Origin of the sequence: Microvirga soli, assembly GCF_016734765.1 — a bacterium.
Taxonomy (GTDB): domain Bacteria; phylum Pseudomonadota; class Alphaproteobacteria; order Rhizobiales; family Beijerinckiaceae; genus Microvirga; species Microvirga soli.
Map to the genome: position 1 here is coordinate 137591 of NZ_JAERQE010000001.1, position 19616 is coordinate 157206.

Sequence of the window (19616 nt, forward strand, 5' to 3'; positions counted from 1 at the left end):
GTGACGATCTCGATCGCCAACCGCATTCTTCTCGGCTTCGCCGCCATTGTCGCTCTGATGATCGGGCTGAGTGTCTACTCCATCAACCGGCTCGACGAGGTCCGCCAGACTGCGGAGCGGATCGTCTCGCGCGATATTTCCCTGATACGCCAGCTGGAACTCGTCGACGACGATCAGAATGTCATGCGCAGCCTGCGCGAGCAGATCATGGCGGGTTACCTGCTTCGTGCCCTCGGACAGCAGGCGTCCTTCGAGACCCTCGTTCAGGAATGGACCCGCATGGCCGCGAAGGCCGAAACGGACATCGCCCAAGCCACGACCATGGCGCGCGGCTTCGCTGCACAATCGATTTCCACGGAGCGCGGAGCCGCCTGGCAGCGGATCGTGGAACTGCTCAGGGAGGCCAACGAAGGCCTTCGCCAGTTGAGAGCCTCCAGCGAACGTCAATTCGCCGAACTTCAGAGCGGCGATCTCGCTACCATGCAGAGAACCCAAGCCACGCTGAATACCCTGCGCAGTGAATGGGTTAGAACCCTCGACAGCGCTAGAGCCGTTCTGGCAGAGGCCAATGTCGTCGGGCAGCGGCAGGCCGGCGAGATCTACGAACGAGGCAGAACCTCGATCATCATCGCCCTTGCGGGCACGGCGCTGCTCAGCCTGATCATCAGCTATCTCCTGCGCTCGTCCATCATTACACCGCTCAATGCCTTCATGGGCTTCGTCGAGCGGGTCGGTCGCGGCGAATTGGGCGGCCAGATGGCCGTGGCCGGCAAGGATGAGATCGGGCATCTCGGATCCACGCTCAACTCCATGGTCGAAGGCCTGCGGCAGCTCGCGCGACAGAGCCGCGAGGCGACCGAAAACCTGAACGCGGCCGCAGCGGAGATCCGCGCCTCGACCCAGGAGCAGGCCGCCTCTGTCGAGGAGCAGCTCGCTGCCGTTCAGGAGACCGCCGCAACCGTCGATGAGATCACCCATTCGGGTGCGCAGATCGGCAAGCGAGCCCAGGAGGTCATCGCCTCCGCCCAGGCTGCCGCGCAGACCAGCATGGCGGGCCTTCAGGCGGTCGACGACACTGCCCGCGCCATGGATGCGATCCGCGAGCAGGCGGAGGCGGTGGCGGAAAACATCGTGGCGCTCAGTGAGAAGACGCAGGCCGTCGGCGAGATCATCGCTTCCGTCAACGACATCTCCGAGCGCACGCATCTTCTGGCGCTGAACGCCGCCATCGAAGCGGCAGCCGCCGGTGAGAACGGCCGCAGCTTCGCGGTGGTCGCGTCCGAGATGAAGACGCTTGCCGATCAGGCCAAGGACGCGACCACGCAGGTGCGTTCGATCCTGGGCGACATCCAGCGTGGGATCAACTCGTCGGTGATGCTCACCGAAGAGGCCGTCAAGCGCGTGACCGCCGGCAAGGAACGCACCGACATCACGCAGCAGACGATCACCGGCATCTCGGGCCAGATCCAGGAAAGCGTGCAGACCTTCCAGCAGATCGTGGCATCGACGAACCAGCAGCAGCTCGGCATCGAGCAGGTGATGGGCGCGCTCCAGAACATCCGTCAGGCGAGCCAGCAGACGGCCGCTGGCACCCGCCAGCTCGACACGGCGGCGGCCAATCTCTCCCAGCTCTCACAGCAGCTCCTCGGCCTGGCCGAGCGCTACCGCTTGTAACGGGACGGAACCGGGGTTTGAGCGCATCGTGACGGATATCCGCAAACAGCTGCTGGCGGCCTTCGACGCGGAACATCGGGAGCATCTCGATGCGATCCGATCTGCGCTCGATCATGCCGGCCGTGGCGAGATCGACATGACGGATGTCTTTCGCCGGGCGCACAGCCTGAAAGGTGCGGCCCGAGCTGTCGACATGCCTTCCGTGGAGGAGGTTGCGCACCAGCTCGAAACACTTTTCTCGCAGATTCTCGAAGGGCAGCAATCTCTCGACGAGCCGACAATCGTCACGGTGCGCAGAAATCTGGACACGATCGAAGATCTCGTGGCCGATATCTTGAATCCGCCTGCTTCTCAGGCGCCCGTGCAGCCCGCGCCGGCCTCGGCAGCAGGACCTCGCGAACCGGAGCCCGCACTTCCGAAAGCCGACCTGGCTACCGACACCGGCAGCAGCTCATACCTGCGCGTCTCGGCCGAGCAGATGGAGGAACTCTCCACCTCCATGCACCAGCTTCTGACCATGCTGCAGGCGAACGAGCGCCTGGATGATGACTTGCGGCAGATCGAACTCGATATCCGTGGCTTGAGGCGGGGCTGGGATCAGCTGCATGAACAGATGAACGCATCGGGCGCGGCCGCGCAGCAGGGATTTGACCCCACCCGGCGCAGCGCCGCTTCGTTCGCCCCGCGCCTGCGCGATTTCGATCAGGGCTTGAAGGGATTGTTCCGCAGAGTCTCCGCCCTGACCCGCGAGAGGCGGCATTCGAGCTGGTCCATCGATCAGACCGCCCGGCAGGTCCGCGAGAACATCGACCGGGTGTCGCTCGTCTCAGCCGAGACGGTGTTCGGCGGCTTCGGGCAGATGGTGCGAGAGATCGCCCGCAAGGCCAATCGGGATGTGCATGTGCGCAGCATCGGCCTCGACATCCAAGTGGACCGGCAGGTGCTTCAAGCGCTCAAGGATCCCGTGATGCATCTTCTGCGCAATGCGGTGAGCCATGGCGCGGAGCCCTTGGAGGAGCGTGTCGCCAGGGGCAAGCCCGAGCAGGCCGAGGTCACCCTGGAACTGGCCTCACGCGGCGGCCGGCTCGTCATCAGCATCCGCGACGATGGACGCGGCCCCGATCTCGCCCGCATCGAGCAGGTGGCCGTCGAGCGCGGATTGCTCCAGCCCAGAGCGCCGGGGCACCCGCCGCCGATGATGGATCAGCTCCTCGCCCTCGTCTTCACGCCGGGTTTCTCGACCGCAGGCGAAGTCGACAGCCTGTCGGGCCGCGGCATCGGCCTGTCCGTGGTGGCAGAAGCGGTCCGCAAGCTGCAGGGATCCGTTCTGCTCCGGCCCCGCTACCCGCACGGCACGGAGGTTCTGCTGAACGTGCCGTTCACGGCCGCCCGCCAATCCCTGCTGCTGCTCGAGGCGGAGAGCCGCATGCTCGGGCTGCCGGCCCATGCGGTGGAGCGCCTCCTGCGCCTGCGTGCCGATTCCCTGGAGAGCGTGGAAGGCCGTCCGGCAGCCCGGATCGAGATCGGGGGGCAGGACGTTGTCGTTCCGGTTGTCGCCCTTGCCGCTCTGACAGGATCCCCCAATGCCCCCCTCCCCACCGAGGCCGGACACGTGAAGGCCGTTCTCGTGCGCCACGGCTCCCGAACCTGCGCCCTTGCGGTCAACGCCTTCCACGACGTGCGGACGATGCTCGTCAGCGACGTCCAGGCCATCGGGTTGAACGACATGGTCTCCGGAACCGTGCTCATGGAAGACGAGATGCCGGCTCTCGTGCTCAGCCCGGACCGGCTGATCGAGCACTGGATTGGGAACGAAGGCAGCCTTGCGGCCGCCAGCCCGGGTTTCGCCAGATGGGCCCAGGAGGAGGAGCGCCAGGCCCGGACGATCCTCGTGGTCGACGATTCGATCACCACCCGTACCCTGGAAAAGAGTATTCTGGAGGCGCAGGGCTACGAGGTTGTCCTCAGCGTCGATGGCATCGACGCCCTCCATGTGCTGCGCTCGGGCGAGGCCCTGATCGATCTGGTGATCGCCGACGTGGAAATGCCGCGCATGGACGGCTTCGGCCTGCTGCAGGCGATCAAGAACGACCCGAGGCTTTCCGCCCTTCCGGTGATCCTGATGACGTCCCGCGCCGACCCGGAGGATGTGCGCAGGGGCCTCGATCTCGGCGCGAGCGCCTATATTACCAAGCAGAAGTTCGATCAGCGCGAGTTGCTGGCCACGATCGGACAGGTGTTGTGAGTTCCGGGTGATGAGTATGGCGCCGCAGTCTCGGGTTCGGGTGATGGTCGTCGAGGATTCCCTCGTCGTCCGTCAGCTGCTCGTCCACATCATCGGCAGCGACCCGCGCCTTGTGGTGGCGGCCGCCGTCAGCTCGGCGGAAGAGGCCCTGCAGGAGATCGGCCGTATCCAGCCGGATGTGGTCTCCATGGATATCCGCCTTCCGGGAATGGACGGACTGGAGGCCACCCGCAGGATCATGGCGGATCACCCGACGCCGATCGTGGTGATTGCCAGCAGCATCGAGGATTCCTCCCTCAAGATTTCCATGAACGCGCTGCGGGCCGGCGCGCTCACGGTGGTGGAGAAGCCCGTCGGCCTCTCCAGCGACGGCTATGCCGCCATCGCCAGCACCATCTGCACCCAGCTCTTCATCATGAGCCAGGTGCCCGTGGTCCGGCAGCGCTCGTTCGCGCCCTGGCGCGAGGCAGCCGCCCCGAAGCGCGAGCCGGAATGGAGCGCGATGCGCCCGAGCATCATGGGGATTGCGGCATCGACTGGCGGACCGCCGGCGCTCGCGAAGGTTCTCGGCGCCCTGCCACCGGACTTTCCGCTGCCGATTTTCCTTGTTCAGCACATGGGTGCTCCTTTCCTGGAAGGTTTCGCCTCCTGGTTAAACGGGCTTGTGCCCCTCGAAGTGCGGCTCGCCCAAGACCAGGAGATCCCAAAACCAGGCCAGGTCTACGTTGCGCCCGGCGACCGGCATCTGCTTCTCTCCTCCGCAGGCACCCTGAAGCTGAGCGCCGAGCCGCCGCTGGGCAACCAGCGCCCCTCGGCCACCATGCTGTTCCAGTCCATGGCGCGCTCGCTCGGCCGCAGAGGCCTGGGGGTGATCCTCACCGGCATGGGCGAGGACGGCGCGCAGGGCCTCGTCGAGCTGCGTCAGGCCGGCGGCTATGTGGTGGCGGAGGATGAGAGCACCGCCGTCGTCTACGGCATGCCGGCAGCCGCCGCGCGCATGGGCGGCGTCAATGTCAGCCTGCCCCTCGACCTTATCGCGCCCCGCATCCTACGCATGGCCCGAGGAGAGAGCGAATGAGCGCAGGGTCCATGGTGCAGGCTGCCGAAATCCTTCTCGTCGAGGATTCGGAAACCCAGGCGCTGCAGCTGCGCCACATGCTGGAGACGAACGGTTTTCATGTGTCCTGGCGCTCGACCGCGGAGGCCGCTCTCGACGGGCTGAACGAAAAGCTTCCCGACCTCGTCATCGCCGATTATCACCTGCCCGGCATGAACGGTGACGAGCTGACCCGGCAGATGCGCCTGAACGTTCGCACCCGTGCCATCCCGGTCATCATGCTCACGCAGGCCCAGGAACGCACCGTCGAGCGGCAGGGGCTCGAGAGCGGGGCCGACGCCTACATCTCCAAATCCGCCGAGCAGGAGCTGATCATCCTACGAATCAAGGCTCTGCTACGCCGGCGCCCGTCCCTCATCAGCGATGAGCAGGAAGAGCGGCAATCGCCCAGCTTCGGGGCCTTCCGCCGGGCCTGCATCCTGATCGTGGACGACAGCCTCACGCAGCGCACCTATCTCCAGAACATGCTGGTCCATGAAGGCTATGCGGTCACGACAGCGGCAAATCCCGCCGAGGCGCTCCGGCTGATGCGCTCGGCGGACGCGAACTGGGACTGCGTCCTGGTCAACCTTCTGAGCCCGCATTTCGACGGCATCGAGCTGTGCCGCCAGTTCAACGTCCACCGGGGCCTCGCGCCCCTGCCCGGAACGGACGCTCCGAGCTTTGCCATCGTGGGCCTCGGCAACGAGGAAGGCGGGCAGCTCCTCGCCCGGGCCTTTACCGCAGGCGTCGACGATATCGTTCCCACGAGTATCGAGGCCGACGGGATGCGGGTGCGCATCCGCGCGCTGGTCCGGCGCAAGCTCATGCAGGACGAGAACTGGCGCATCGAAGCGGAGCTGCGCGAGCGCGAACTCGCCCTCGCCCGGGCTCGGGCCGAGGCCGCCTCGGCCGAGGCGCTCGCCAAGGCGAACCGAGAGCTGGAAGAAGCCAACGACCTCCTGAAAGGAACTCAGGCCCAGCTGGTCCAGGCCGCCAAGATGGCCTCTCTCGGAGAACTGGTGGCGGGCATCGCCCACGAGATCAACAATCCCCTGGCTTTCATCCAGGCGCACCAGGGAACCGTGGAGCGGCTGCTCGCCGAGATCGCCGCCAAACTTCCCCCGGAGTCGGGACTGGAGCGGCAGGTTCAGAAATCCCGCGACCGGATCGGCGCCATGAAGCTGGGGTTAGGCCGGATTCAGGAACTCGTCCTCAACCTTCGGCGCTTCTCGCGACTCGACGAAGGCGATTTTCAGACCGTCAACGTGCCCGAATCGATCGAGACCGTGCTGGCGCTGCTGGGCCACAAGCTGGGCACCCGAATCGACGTGCGCCGACGCTACAATGCGGTTCCGGATCTCTACTGCTCACCCGCCCTGCTCAACCAGGTTGTCATGAATATCGTCGGCAATGCCGCCGATGCGATCAAGGGGACGGGCGGCATAGACATTGAAACCGAGAGCGACGAGACAACCTATACGATCAGGATCAGCGATACGGGACCGGGAATCTCTCCGGAATTGCGGGAGCGCATCTTCGAGCCTTTCTTCACCACCAAGCCCGTCGGGTCTGGAACTGGACTTGGCCTAGCCATCGCCTATAGCGTGGTCCAGGCCCACAAGGGATCAATCACAGTAACGGCCGGGCCGGCGGGCGGCGCCAGCTTCGTCATCACGATCCCGAGGCAGATTGTTTCATGACCTTGCCGAGCGAGATGAACCCAACGAATGGCACGATCCTGGTCGTCGACGACGAGCCGGACATCCTGATCGCCCTCGAAGACCTCTTCGAGAACGATTACCGGGTGCTGACGGCCTCGTCTCCCACCCAAGCCCTGGACATCCTTCGGCTTGAGCCGGAAATCGCCATCATCATCTCGGACCAGCGCATGCCGGAGATGCAGGGCGACGAGTTCCTGGCGAAAGCCCGAAACGTCTCGGATGCGGAAGCCATTCTTCTCACCGGATATGCGGATCTGAAGGCGGTCATCGGCGCGGTCAACAAGGGCCGCATCATGGCCTACGTGCCCAAGCCCTGGGATCCCGCCGCCCTCTCCAACATGGTTGCCACCGCCTACCAGCGGCGCATGCTGGCGCGGGAGCTCGACACCGAACGCGCGCTCCTGCACGGATTGATGGAGAGTACGGGCGATCTGATCTCGTTCAAGGATCTGGAAGGCCGCTTCGTGCGCCTGAATGCCGGCAAGGCCAAGAGCCTCGGATGCAGAGCCGGCGACTGCCTGGGCCACAGGGAAAGGGATTACATCGCGCCCGAGCGGGCCGCGATGATCGAGGAGGCGGAGCGCCGCGCTATTCAAGCGCGCCAGCCCGACGAGGTGATCGAGGAGCGCACCCTGCCCGACGGCAAAACGCAATGGTTCCTCATCAATCACATTCCGATTCTGGATGAGCAGGGCAGCGTCACCAATCTGGCCACCATCGAGCGCGACATCACGGAGCGCAAGCTGATGGAAATGCGCCTGCGTCAGGCCGACAAGATGCAGGCGCTCGGCACCCTGGCCGGAGGCGTGGCTCACGACTTCAACAACCTGCTGATGGCGGTGCTCGGAAGCCTGGACCTCGCCTCGCGCCGGGCGCCCGACGATCCGCGCCTGACCCGCCTTCTGCAGAATGCCACTTATGCGGCCGAGCGGGGCGCATCCCTGACCCAGAGGCTCCTGAGCTTCAGCCGCCAGCGGGACCTGAGATTGCAGGCCGTGGACGTGAACCAGGTCATCACCGGGATGAGCGACCTGCTGACCCGCACGCTCGGCGGCGTGATTCGGATCGAGCGGCATCTCACGGAAGAGCTTTGGGCCGCCATGGTCGACCCGGACCAGCTCGAACTGGCCATCCTGAACCTGTGTATCAATGCCCGCGATGCCATGGCCGAGAACGGGGTTCTCACCCTGTCGACGCGGAAAGAGGCCGTCGAGGAAGGCCGGATCACCGATCTCACCAGCGGGGATTATGTGGTTATCTCGGTTGTAGATACCGGCAGCGGCATTCCGCCCGAGGTGTTGGCGCGGGTGCTGGAGCCCTTCTTCACCACAAAGGAGGTGGGCAAGGGGACAGGCCTGGGCCTTCCCATGGTCTACGGTCTGGCGCAGCAATCCGGCGGCACGGTCACGATACAGAGCACGGTTGGCGTCGGCACGACGGTGGAACTCTATCTCTCACGCGCCGTGGAGGCACAGGACGACAGGCACCAGGAGGAGCAGTCCATCGCCCACGATGCTCCCAAGGTCCGTATCCTGCTCGTTGATGACGATGCGGAAGTTCGCACGGTGACGGCGGCCTACCTTAGCGAGATGGGCCACCGGGTCGTGGAAGCAGCCGACGGATCCTCAGCCCTGGACATTCTGAAGGCCGACGACCACCTCGACGTGCTGATCGCTGACTTTGCCATGCCGGGCATGACCGGAACCGACCTCGCCTGCAAGGCCCGTGAAGTCCGTCCCGACGTCGGCATCCTGCTCGTGACCGGATACGCCGATCCCAAGCGCGTTCCGGACGGATATCTGATGCTGCACAAGCCGTTCAGCCGCGCCGACCTCGCCACGAAGGTCAGCGAGGCCACCGGGCAAAAGCAGCGATGATGGCTCTCCCAGCCTGACGGATCCCTTGCCCGATTGTGGACAAACCTGCCCTGGACGACCACTGACCCTATACTGGTAAGAATCGCGGAAATTTGACCGTTAAAAGCCATCTTTCAGGCTGCCCCACGGGCAGAAAATGGTTAATTTCCTCTAAAAATTATCCATTGTTGCATCGACAGATTGACAATATCGGGGCTTCGCACCTTAACTCCGTCACAGAACGGCCATGAGTAGAGCCGTCTCAGAGGACCAAAGGTAATGAAAAAATCAGCCCTTTTCGCAGCCATCTGCGTTCCGGCCTTCCTGGCCGCCGCTCCGCTGGCCGCCAAGACCCTCGTTTACTGCTCCGAAGGCAGCCCGGAGAACTTCTACCCCGGCATCAACACCACCGGCACCTCGTTCGACGTGAACGAGCACATCTACGACAACATCGTGGATTTCGAGCGCGGCGGCACCAAGGTCGTTCCGGGCCTGGCCGAGAAGTGGGACATTTCGGCTGACGGCACGGTCTACACCTTCCATATCCGCAAGAACGCGAAGTTCCACTCCAACAAAGGCTTCAAGCCAACCCGCAACGTGAACGCCGACGACATCGTATTCATGTTCGAGCGTCAGTGGAAGGAAGAGAATCCTTACTTCAAGGTCACGAGCCCGAACCACTCCTACTTCACCGACATGGGCATGCCCAAGCTGCTGAAGTCGGTCGAGAAGGTTGACGACTACACCGTCAAGATCACGATCAACCAACCTGAGGCTCCGTTCCTCGCCAATCTCGCGATGCAGTGGGCTGGCGTGCAGTCGAAGGAATATGCCGATGCGATGCTGAAGGCCGGCACCCCTGAAAAGGTCGACCAGGACCCCATCGGCTCCGGCCCGTTCTTCCTGGTGCAGTACCAGAAGGACGCCATCGTTCGCTTCAAGGCTTTCCCTGAATATTGGGGCGGCAAGGCGAAGATCGACGATCTCGTGTTCGCCATCACGCCTGATGCTTCCGTCCGCTGGGCGAAGCTCCAGAAGGGCGAATGCCACGTCATGCCGTACCCGAACCCGGCTGACCTCGAGGCCATCAAGAAGGACACGAACGTCACGCTGATGGAACAGCCTGGCCTCAACGTTGGCTATCTGGCGTACAACACCACCAAGAAGCCCTTCGACGATGTACGCGTCCGCAAGGCGCTCAACATGGCGATCGACAAGAAGGCCCTCGTCAAGGCGATCTACCTCGACTCGGGCGTGCCCGCCACCAACCCGATCCCGCCGACGATGTGGTCGTACAACAAGTCCATCAAGGACGACGAGTACAACCCGGAAGCGGCCAAGAAGCTCCTGGCAGAGGCCGGCTATCCAAATGGCCTCGAAACCGACCTGTGGGCTATGCCCGTCCAGCGCCCATACAACCCGAACGGCAAGCGCATGGCCGAGCTGATGCAGGCCGACCTGGCCAAGGTCGGCGTGAAGGCCGAGATCAAGTCCTATGAGTGGGGCGAGTATCGTAAGCGCGCCCAGGCTGGCGAGCACCAGACAGTGCAGCTCGGCTGGACCGGCGACAACGGCGATCCGGATAACTTCCTGCACACCCTGCTCGGCTGCGCCTCGGCACAGAGCGCCTCCGGCTCGAACGTTGCGAAGTTCTGCTATAAGCCTTTCGACGATCTGGTCACCAAGGCGAAAGTCGTGACCGATCAAGCTGAGCGCACGAAGCTCTACGAGCAGGCCCAGGTGATCTTCAAGGAGCAGGCTCCCTGGTTCACCGTGGCTCACGCCGTGCAGCTGAAGCCGGTCCGCAAGGAAGTCGTCGACTTCAAGCTCTCGCCTTTCGGTCGCCACACCTTCTACGGCGTGGACATCAAGGGTAAGTAAGGCTTTTCCATTGGCCTCCGGCGGAGCAGTCTCTGGCTGCTCCGCCTTTTTCCGTTTTTAAGACATGATCCGCTTCATCCTCACACGTCTGAGTCTCCTCATTCCGACCTTCATCGGAATTACGCTGGTGGCTTTCTTCCTAATCCGGCTCGTCCCTGGCGACCCGATCGAAACCATGGCCGGTGAGCGCGGCATCGATCCTGCGCGTCACGAGCAGTTGAAAAAGGATTTCGGCTTTGATCAGCCCCTGCTGGTCCAGTATGGAATCTATATCAGCCGCGTCCTGCAAGGTGATCTCGGCAAATCGATCGTCACGCGCGAATCCGTCCTGACAGAATTTCAGAGCCTATTCCCGGCAACGGTCGAATTGGGCGTCTGCGCCATTCTGTTTGCCTTGCTGCTCGGGATTCCGGCCGGCATTCTGGCAGCCACACGGCGAAATTCGATCTTCGATCACGGCGTAATGGGCTTGTCCCTCACCGGTTATTCCATGCCGATCTTCTGGTGGGGCCTGATCCTCATTCTGCTGTTCTCCGTACAGCTCGGATTGACACCGGTTTCCGGCCGCATCGATGTTCTCTATTATATCGAACCGGTGACAGGCTTCCTGTTGATCGACTCTCTCCTGTCGGAGGATGAGGGAGCGTTCCTCTCAGCATTCGAGCACCTGATCCTGCCGACTATCGTTCTCGGGACCGTGCCGCTTGCGGTCATTGCCCGCATGACGCGCTCGGCCATGCTCGAGGTTCTGGGAGAGGACTACATCCGTACGGCGAAAGCCAAGGGTCTTTCGCGTTTTCGCGTGATCGCCCTCCATGCCCTGCGCAATGCCATGATTCCGGTTGTGACCGTGATCGGCCTGCAGGTGGGCGTGCTCTTCACCGGCGCCATCCTGACCGAGACGATCTTCTCCTGGCCGGGCATCGGCAAGTGGCTGATCGAGGCGATCTTCCGCCGCGATTATCCTGTCCTCCAAGGGGGCCTCCTGCTCGTTGGCGCCATCGTCATGAGTGTGAATCTGCTTGTCGATTTGACTTATGGCCTCATCAATCCGCGCATTAGGCATACGCGATGACCACTGAAACCATGGAAGCTCCGGCTGTCGCCGCGCCGACGGCCACCCCTCCCCATCCTTTGCGCGAGTTCTGGGGCTATTTCAGCGCCAATCGAGGAGCCGTTGCCGGCCTTTTCGTAATCGTTGGCGTGGTGCTGATCGCTCTCCTCGCGGATGTGGTGGCCCCCCACTCTCCTTACATCACGGACACGACAATCGCCCTGAAGCCGCCATTCTGGCAGGAGGGCGGATCGATCGCCTATCCTCTCGGCACGGATCCGATCGGACGCGATATGCTCTCGCGTCTCATCTACGGCGCGCGCCTCTCGCTGCTGATCGGCATCGTCGTCGTGATGGTCTCGATTGTTGTCGGCACAATCCTCGGCCTCATCGCCGGCTATGTGCGCGGCGTGACCGAGATCGCAATCATGCGCCTGATGGACATCATCCTTACCCTGCCAAGCCTTCTGCTCGCAATCGTGATCGTGGCGATCTTAGGTCCCGGCCTCATGAACTCGATGATGGCGGTAGCGTTGGTGATCCTGCCGCATTACGTGCGCCTTGCACGCGCGGCCGTCATCACCGAGGTTTCGAAAGATTACGTGATGGCCGCTCGCGTCAGCGGTGCCGGACCCTTGCGCCTGATGTTCAAGGAAGTGCTGCCGAACTGCACAGCGCCCCTGATCGTGCAAGCCTCGCTCGGCATCTCCACAGCGATCCTGGATGCCGCCGCGCTCGGCTTCCTCGGCCTTGGCGCGCAGCCGCCCTCCCCCGAATGGGGAACCATGCTGGCCGATGCCCGCGAGTTCGTGCTCCGCGCCTGGTGGGTCGTGACCTTCCCGGGCCTTGCCATCCTCATCACGGTGCTTGCCTTCAACCTGCTGGGCGACGGTCTGCGCGACGCCTTCGATCCGAAACTGAAGAGGTCCTGATCATGGCACTTCTTGAAATCGAGAATCTCGTCGTCGAGTTTCAGACCTCCGGCGGCATGTTCCGGGCGGTCGACGGCGTGTCGCTCAAGGTTCACGAGCGCGAGGTCCTGGCGATCGTGGGCGAGTCGGGCTCGGGCAAATCCGTGTCGATGCTCGCAGTGATGGGCCTCCTGCCGTGGACGGCGAAAGTCACGGCCGACAAGATGACCTTCAATGGTCGCGACCTTCTGACGTTGTCCGATTCCGAGCGCCGCAAGATCGTCGGCAAGGATATCGCGATGATCTTTCAGGAGCCGGTGGCAAGCCTCAATCCCTGCTACACGATCGGCTTCCAGATCGAGGAAGTGCTGCGCTTCCACCTCGGCCTCGGGCGGAAGGAGCGGCAGGCGCGTGCCATCGAGTTGCTGACCGCGGTCGGCATCCCGGATCCCGCCGAGCGCCTGGAATCGTTCCCGCATCAGATGTCTGGCGGTCAATGCCAGCGCGTGATGATCGCCATGGCCATCGCCTGCAACCCGAAGCTCCTGATCGCCGACGAGCCGACCACCGCGCTCGACGTCACGATCCAGAAGCAGATCCTCGACCTTCTCGTGAAGCTTCAGGCCGAGCACGGGATGGGCATGATCATGATCACCCACAACATGGGCGTGGTCGCAGAGACCGCCGACCGTGTCGTGGTTCAGTACAAGGGCCGCAAGATGGAAGAGGCGGACGTTCTGTCGTTGTTCGAGAACCCGCGCAGCAACTACACGAAGGCGCTTCTCGCCGCCCTGCCCGACAATGCGACGGGCGATCGCCTGCCTACCATCGCGGATTATTTCAAGGACGGAAGCGAGATCTCCGGAGCAGCCGTATCATGAGTGTCGTTCTCGAAGCCCGGAACATCGTCCGGGATTACCACATGCCCGGAGGCCTCTTCTCCAAGGGCAGGACCGTTCATGCCGTGAAGGGCGTGAGCTTCACGGTCGAAAAGGGCAAGACCCTTGCCATCGTCGGCGAGAGCGGCTGCGGCAAGTCTACGCTGGCACGCATTCTGACGCTGATCGACCCTGCGACCTCCGGCGATCTCCTCATCCAGGGGAAGAAGGTCGACATCGCAAAGGGAGACTTGACGAAGGACCTGCGGCGCGAGGTGCAGATCGTCTTCCAGAACCCTTACGGCTCACTCAATCCGCGCCAGAAGATCGGTGACGTGTTGGCGACACCCTTGGTGATCCACGGCAACGTCTCGGCAGGCGAGCGCCGGGATCGGGCCATGGCGATGCTGAAGAAGGTCGGGCTCAGTGAAGAGCATTACGGCCGTTATCCGCACATGTTCTCCGGCGGCCAACGGCAGCGCATCGCGATCGCGCGGGCGCTTATGCTCAACCCGAGCCTGCTCGTTCTCGACGAGCCGGTCTCGGCGCTCGACCTTTCGGTTCAGGCGCAAGTGCTCAATCTGCTGGCGGATCTCCAGGACGAGTTCAACCTCACGTATGTCTTCATCAGCCACGACCTGTCAGTGGTTCGCTACATCGCCGATCATGTGATGGTGATGTATTTCGGCGAAGCGGTGGAGTACGGCACCCGAGACCAGGTGTTCACCGATCCGAAGCACGACTACACCAAGACGCTGTTTGCCGCGACGCCGCGTGCGGACCCTGCGAGCATTAAGGCGCGACTGGCCCGGAAGAACGCGGCCTGACGGAAGCAGACTTAAAGCCTCGGACCCAAAAGTGGACTTGCACTTTTGGAATCAATCCGACGCTTTCTTCTTGATGAGAGCATCAAGCTGGCAACGGCAGCCGTTTGGCTGCCGTTGTCTTATCGGCACTCGCCGAATCCACAGCTTCCGGCAGCTTCTCCTCGCCGGTCGCCACCTTCAGGCACTGCACCACCGTATCGCGCAGGGACGAGACGTAGTGATCGGCGCCGAGCGTAGCGCGCATGGTTTCGCTTTTCAGCACCGCATCCTCCGCAGGCCAAAGGCCGACCAGGGTCGGAGCCTTGGCCTTCTGCTTCAGCCGCCGCAGCAAGTAGCGCAGATGCGCCGGCGTGCCGCTGATCTCCAGATAGCTGATGCACACCATCTGCACGCCGGTCATATCGAGGTTGAATATCTGCCTGCGCGACACGGCCTCATGCGGCACCACACGCGTGCCGAGCCCGTGCTTGCTCAGGAGCTGCGCCAGCATCTCGGAAGCCGCCTCGTCGAGAGGTCCGCGACCTGCGACGCACAGCACCGCTCCCTCCGCCCTCCAGGCCTCCGGAATGCGGCTCTCCTCCGGCAAGGACTCGGGCATTGCCGGTTCCTTGTTGACTGGCTTCTCGCTGGCAGGAGCCGCCACCGGATTGTCCTCGGTATCCTCCGGCTCAGGCTCCACATCATCGTGCCCGCCCAGATCCTGCACGAGGGCCCGAATCACATCCTTGACCTGCTCGAGCTGGCGCTGGGTGAGAACGCCGCGCGTCGCATCGTTGGCCGCGAGCTGGAGCCCTCTCAGGGCAACTTCATCGTAATAGGACGTCAGCGAGCGTTCCTTCAGGAGGACTTCCGCAGACTCCAACGATTCGTCCGGGTCGCCGGCGAGCATGCGTTGATAGAGGTTCTCGGCCGGCGTCAGGGCAGGCCTGTCGCCAAGCAGCACGTCGAGAAACTCGAGCCGTTCCACATGCCGACCCAGCACCACGAGGCAGAGAGTGAGGGGCGTTGCGATGAGGAGGCCGACCGGTCCCCACATCCAAGTCCAGAAGATGGCCGAGATAACGACCGAGAAGGGGGAAAGACCTGTGCTCTGCCCATAGACGATAGGCTCGACCACATGCCCCATCAGGGGTTCGCCGATGGCGTACAGCGCAAGCGTCATGAGGGCCATGGACCAGCCGGGATCGACGGAAGCGGCCAGCAGGATCGGCGGCACGGCAGCGAGAAACGACCCGATATAGGGCACGAAGCGCATGAGGGCCGCAAAGACCCCCCACAGGATCGGGCTCGGGACCCCGATCAGCCAGAGGCCAGCCGCTGCCACGACGCCGAAAGATGCATTCAGCGCGAGCTGGGTCAGGAAGTAACGGCTGAGGCGCCGGGCGGCATCGTCCATGGCGGCTGTGGCGCGATGCAGGTCGCTGGCTCCGAACAGGCGGATCATCCGGTCACGCAAATCCTCGCGCTGCATCAGGATGAAGACCAGAACGACGAATACGATGCCCATGGTGGCCAAAGGCTCGAGCAGGGGCAAGAGCACATTGCGAGCGACTTGGGCCGGGGTTGGATCCGGCTCGTGCACCTCCACCGGAAGAGGGTTCGGCTCCGCAGGCGGCGGGGGCGTAGCGACACTGGGAGACGCCGGCGCCTTCTGTTCCGGCGGCGGCTCCGCGACGGCCTGATCGAAACGGCGGCCGAAATCCTTCAGGAGCGCCGGCAGCTTGCCGAGAGAGCCCTCGCGCAGGTGGCCGATCTTGGTCTCGATCGTGCTCTGATAGCGCGGCAGATCGGACGCCAGACCCGCCACCTGGAAGCCGATGACGGTGGCCAGGGACACGATGATCCCTAAAGCCACCAGCACGGCAATGATGACGGCGGGCACCCGGCCGAGGCGCCACCGGCGCAACAGCTCGACGAAGGGCGCGAGCACGAACGCCAGCAGGATGGCGAGCACCACGGGCAGGAACACCTCGCGCCCGACATAGAGCGCAGCCAGCACGACAACACACACGGCCAGGGTCAACAGGCCGGAGAGCCCCGGAACGCCCGGGGGCTGGATCTCCGTCTCCGGAGGGGGCGCAGGGGTAGGTGCGGGGCGCATTCAGGTGATCTCTGCAGGCCAGCGAGACAATCCCGCTGGCCTGCAAACAACGTGCTCAAGCCTGAAACGATCCTTAAGCTTGGCCGAAAGCTTGTCCGCTCGAAATGCTGGGACCTTTTGCCATCTGCAAGCGGCAGGCATGCGCACCCATCTCAAGGGTACGAAATTCCCGCCGAGCGGCTCCAATCTCCCATGTCGATCACCAGACGCAACCTTCTGATCGGGGCAGCCCTTGCTGTCTCTTCCAACGCTCAGGCCCAACAGGACAAGTCTCTCTCGATGCCCCTCACCGCACAGCGCAACGCGTTCAAGAGCGGCGGCAAGGCGATTGCCGTCGAAACCTTTCAAGGGCCCGGCGCCTCACCCCGCCCCACGCTCCTCATGCTGCATGGAGCCGATGGCTTGGGCTATAACGGCCAGTATCGCGAAGCGGCCCGCACAGTGGCGGCCGCGGGCTATCAGGTTCACCTGGTCCACTATCTCGACCGTACGGGCGAGAAGCGGGCTTCGTTCGGCACCCTGTTCCAGAACTTCATGCCGTGGATGAGCACGGTCCAGGATGCACTCGCCTTTGCGGCAAAGCATCCGGGCGCCGACCCGAGCCGTATCGGCATCGTGGGCATTTCCCTGGGCGCAGCCTTGGGGCTCGCCGTGTCGAGCACCGATCCGCGCGTGAAGGCGCTGGTGAACTATTTCGGCCCCCTGCCGCAGGGCGCGATCGCCACCACGTCGCGGCTGCCGCCGACCCTGGTGCTGCACGGCTCGGCCGATCCCATCGTGCCGGTGGCCAATGCCTATGCGGTGGAAGCCCTGCTGCGCCAGCAGAACGTGCCGCACGAGGTGAAGGTCTATCCCGGTCAGGGGCACGGCTTCAGGGGCGCGGCGGAAGAGGATGCAACGCGCAGGGCACTGGCTTTCCTGCAGCGCCACCTTGCGGGCAGCCGAGCGTCGATGGAGGCAGGCCCTCTTTCCGTCGACGGCTGACACGACTAAGACTTGAGGTCACTTCATCAATAGGCAGGAGCAACCATGACGGCTTCCGACGCGGCCCTCGCGGGCAATCCCCTTCTCACGCAGTGGTCGACCCCATTCGGTCTACCGCCCTTCGAGAGCATCGCACCGGAGCATTACAGGCCCGCCTTCGACACCGCGCTCGCCGAGCAGCAAGCGCAGATTGCGGCGATCGCCGAGAGCACGGAAGCTCCCTCCTTCGCCAACACCATCGAGGCCCTGGAGCGCAGCGGCCGGACGCTCAAGAAAGTGGGCGGCGTGTTCTTCAACCTCGCCGGCTCGCACACCAACGACGCGCTGCAAGCCATCGAGCGCGAGATGGCGCCAGTTCTGGCCAAGCACCGCAACAGCATCTTCATGAACGAGGCGCTCTACAGGCGCGTGGCCGCGCTCTACGACAGGCGCGAGAGCCTCAGCCTCGATCCTGAGCAGATGCGCGTTCTCGACCGCTATCACACCATCTTCGTGCGCGCCGGCGCCAAGCTCGGGACTGAGGAGAAGAAGCGCCTCGCCGCGATCACCGAGCGGCTTGCGAGCCTCGGCACGCAGTTCTCGCAGAACGTGCTGGCGGACGAGAAATCCTATCAGCTCGTTCTCGACGGCGAGGCGGATCTCGAAGGTCTGCCCTCCTTCCTGCGCGAGGCAGCCGCCCAGGCTGCCGAAGAGCGTGGGCTCAAGGGCAAATATGTCATCACGCTGTCCCGCTCTAGCATCGAGCCGTTCCTGCAGTTCTCCAAGCGGCGCGACCTGCGCGAGCAGGCCTTCAAGGCCTGGGCAGCGCGCGGCGACAATGGCAATGCGACCGACAACAAGGCCATCATCGCCGAGACGGCGTCCCTGCGTGCCGAGCGGGCGAAGCTTCTCGGCTACGAGACCTTCGCGGACTTCAAGCTCGCCGACACGATGGCGAAGACGCCCGACAACGTGCTGAAGCTCCTGAACGACGTGTGGACACCGGCCCGCGCCCGTGCGGAGTGGGAGCGCAACGACCTGCAGGCGCAGGCGCAATCCATCGGCGACAACATCGCCATCGAGCCGTGGGACTGGCGCCATTATGCGGATCAGGTCCGCATGGCGCGCCACAATCTCGATGAGGCTGTCATCAAGCCCTACTTCCAGCTCGACCGCATCATCGAGGCCTCCTTCGAGACGGCGCATCGACTCTTCGGCCTGAGCTTCCAGGAGTTGAAGGATTTCCCGAAGTATCATCCCGATATCCGCGCCTGGAAGGTGGTGGATGCCGGTGGGCAGGATATCGGTACCTTCATCGGCGATTATTTCGCGCGCTCGTCGAAGCGCAGCGGCGCTTGGATGAGCGCCTTCCGCTCGCAGGAACGGCTCACCGGCGACATTCGCCCGATCATCGTCAACGTGATGAACTTCGCGAAGGGCGGCACAGGCGAGCCGTCGCTCCTCAGCTTCGACGATGCACGCACGCTGTTCCATGAATTCGGTCACGGCCTGCACGGTCTCCTCTCAAACGTGACCTATCCGCTTCTGGCGGGCACGGCCGTGTCGACGGACTTCGTGGAGCTTCCCTCGCAACTCTATGAGCACTGGCTGTCGCAGCCCGATATCCTTCGCCGCTACGCAACCCATTACCGGACGGGCGAGCCGATCCCGGAAGAACTGCTTGAGCGTCTCATGGCGGCGCGCAACTTCAACCAGGGTTTCGCCACGATCGAGTATCTCGCCTCGGCCTTCGTCGATCTCGAACTGCATCGCCGCAAGGATCTGAGCAATCTCGACGCATCCGCCTTCGAGGCTGAAACGCTGAAGAAAATCGGCATGCCGCGCGAGATCATCATGCGCCACCGCACGCCGCATTTCACGCACGTGTTCTCGGGCGACGGCTATTCGTCAGGCTATTACAGCTATCTCTGGTCGGAGGTGCTCGACGCGGATGCCTTCACGGCTTTCGAGGAAACGGGCGATGCCTTCAACCGCGATATGGCCGATAAGCTGAAACGCTTCATCTACTCCGCCGGTAACCTGCGCGATCCAGCCGAGGCCTACACGGCCTTCAGGGGACGCTTGCCAACGGCAGACGCTCTCCTGGCCAAGCGCGGGCTAGTCGGTGCAGGTGCGGATGCTTGATGGAGAACAGTGGCGGGCTCGAAGAGCCCGTCACGCCAGACTGGCGGCCTCGCGTGTTCGCCTCGGCAGGTGAAGCCGGATTCGAATGCTGCGGGAACTATCCTTCGGGGTTACCTCGGAAGAGGCGAGCGGGCGCAGGATGCTTTTCAGGAAAACCATTCCCTTGGGATCGATTTCCAAGGCCTTCGCATCGAGCACCGGCATGGGCGCCCTCCCCTACTGTTTGTGTTTGTCTGGAAACGCAACGCCTACAAAGAAGAA

Annotated in this window: 14 protein-coding genes; 12 read left to right on the forward strand and 2 right to left on the reverse strand. The window is 63.5% G+C overall.

What is annotated here, in order from left to right; all coding sequences use genetic code 11:
* From JKL45_RS00600 to JKL45_RS00645, 10 genes are all read left to right on the forward strand, one after another.
* Positions 1-1674 carry a methyl-accepting chemotaxis protein gene (locus JKL45_RS00600; protein ID WP_312896893.1) on the forward strand — a complete coding sequence of 558 codons (1674 nt, stop codon included), beginning with the start codon at positions 1-3 and terminating at the stop codon, positions 1672-1674.
* Between the two features lie 28 nt (positions 1675-1702).
* Positions 1703-3919 (forward strand): hybrid sensor histidine kinase/response regulator, encoded by a 2217-nt coding sequence (locus JKL45_RS00605; RefSeq protein WP_201859175.1) that lies wholly within the window; start codon positions 1703-1705, stop codon positions 3917-3919.
* Between the two features lie 10 nt (positions 3920-3929).
* Entirely contained in the window at positions 3930-4997 is a 1068-nt protein-coding gene (gene cheB / locus JKL45_RS00610; RefSeq protein WP_201859176.1) for a chemotaxis-specific protein-glutamate methyltransferase CheB, read from the forward strand.
* Positions 4994-6718, forward strand: a complete 1725-nt coding sequence (locus JKL45_RS00615) for a response regulator (protein WP_201859177.1) — start codon at positions 4994-4996, stop codon at positions 6716-6718. Before cheB ends, JKL45_RS00615 begins: the two co-directional genes overlap by 4 nt.
* Positions 6715-8616: a response regulator gene (locus tag JKL45_RS00620; RefSeq protein WP_201859178.1), complete on the forward strand. Its 1902-nt coding sequence runs from the start codon at positions 6715-6717 to the stop codon at positions 8614-8616. The genes JKL45_RS00615 and JKL45_RS00620 overlap by 4 nt, the downstream gene beginning before the upstream one ends.
* 258 nt (positions 8617-8874) lie before the next feature.
* Positions 8875-10476 (forward strand): ABC transporter substrate-binding protein, encoded by a 1602-nt coding sequence (locus tag JKL45_RS00625; protein WP_201859179.1) that lies wholly within the window; start codon positions 8875-8877, stop codon positions 10474-10476.
* A gap of 64 nt (positions 10477-10540) precedes the next feature.
* Positions 10541-11551, forward strand: a complete 1011-nt coding sequence (locus JKL45_RS00630) for an ABC transporter permease subunit (protein WP_201859180.1) — start codon at positions 10541-10543, stop codon at positions 11549-11551.
* On the forward strand, positions 11548-12462 hold the full coding sequence (locus JKL45_RS00635) for an ABC transporter permease subunit (protein WP_201859181.1): 915 nt from the start codon (positions 11548-11550) through the stop codon (positions 12460-12462). Before JKL45_RS00630 ends, JKL45_RS00635 begins: the two co-directional genes overlap by 4 nt.
* 2 nt (positions 12463-12464) lie before the next feature.
* A complete protein-coding gene (locus JKL45_RS00640; protein ID WP_201859182.1) occupies positions 12465-13322 on the forward strand; it encodes an ABC transporter ATP-binding protein in 858 nt (285 codons plus the stop codon).
* The gene (locus JKL45_RS00645) at positions 13319-14146 is read left to right on the forward strand and encodes an ABC transporter ATP-binding protein (protein WP_201859183.1); all 828 of its coding nucleotides are present in this window, start codon (positions 13319-13321) and stop codon (positions 14144-14146) included. Before JKL45_RS00640 ends, JKL45_RS00645 begins: the two co-directional genes overlap by 4 nt.
* An 82-nt stretch (positions 14147-14228) precedes the next feature.
* On the opposite strand, the gene JKL45_RS00650 is transcribed toward JKL45_RS00645, so the two are convergent.
* Positions 14229-16247, reverse strand: coding sequence for an AI-2E family transporter (locus JKL45_RS00650; protein WP_201859184.1), 2019 nt, complete (start codon positions 16245-16247; stop codon positions 14229-14231).
* A gap of 192 nt (positions 16248-16439) precedes the next feature.
* Between JKL45_RS00650 and JKL45_RS00655 the strand changes: the two genes are divergently transcribed.
* Positions 16440-17231: a dienelactone hydrolase family protein gene (locus JKL45_RS00655; protein ID WP_246498201.1), complete on the forward strand. Its 792-nt coding sequence runs from the start codon at positions 16440-16442 to the stop codon at positions 17229-17231.
* A 45-nt stretch (positions 17232-17276) separates the two neighbouring features.
* Positions 17277-19355 carry a M3 family metallopeptidase gene (locus JKL45_RS00660; RefSeq protein WP_201859185.1) on the forward strand — a complete coding sequence of 693 codons (2079 nt, stop codon included), beginning with the start codon at positions 17277-17279 and terminating at the stop codon, positions 19353-19355.
* A gap of 30 nt (positions 19356-19385) precedes the next feature.
* On the opposite strand, the gene JKL45_RS00665 is transcribed toward JKL45_RS00660, so the two are convergent.
* Positions 19386-19559: a hypothetical protein gene (locus JKL45_RS00665; RefSeq protein ID WP_201859186.1), complete on the reverse strand. Its 174-nt coding sequence runs from the start codon at positions 19557-19559 to the stop codon at positions 19386-19388.
* Positions 19560-19616: the final 57 nt, after the last annotated feature.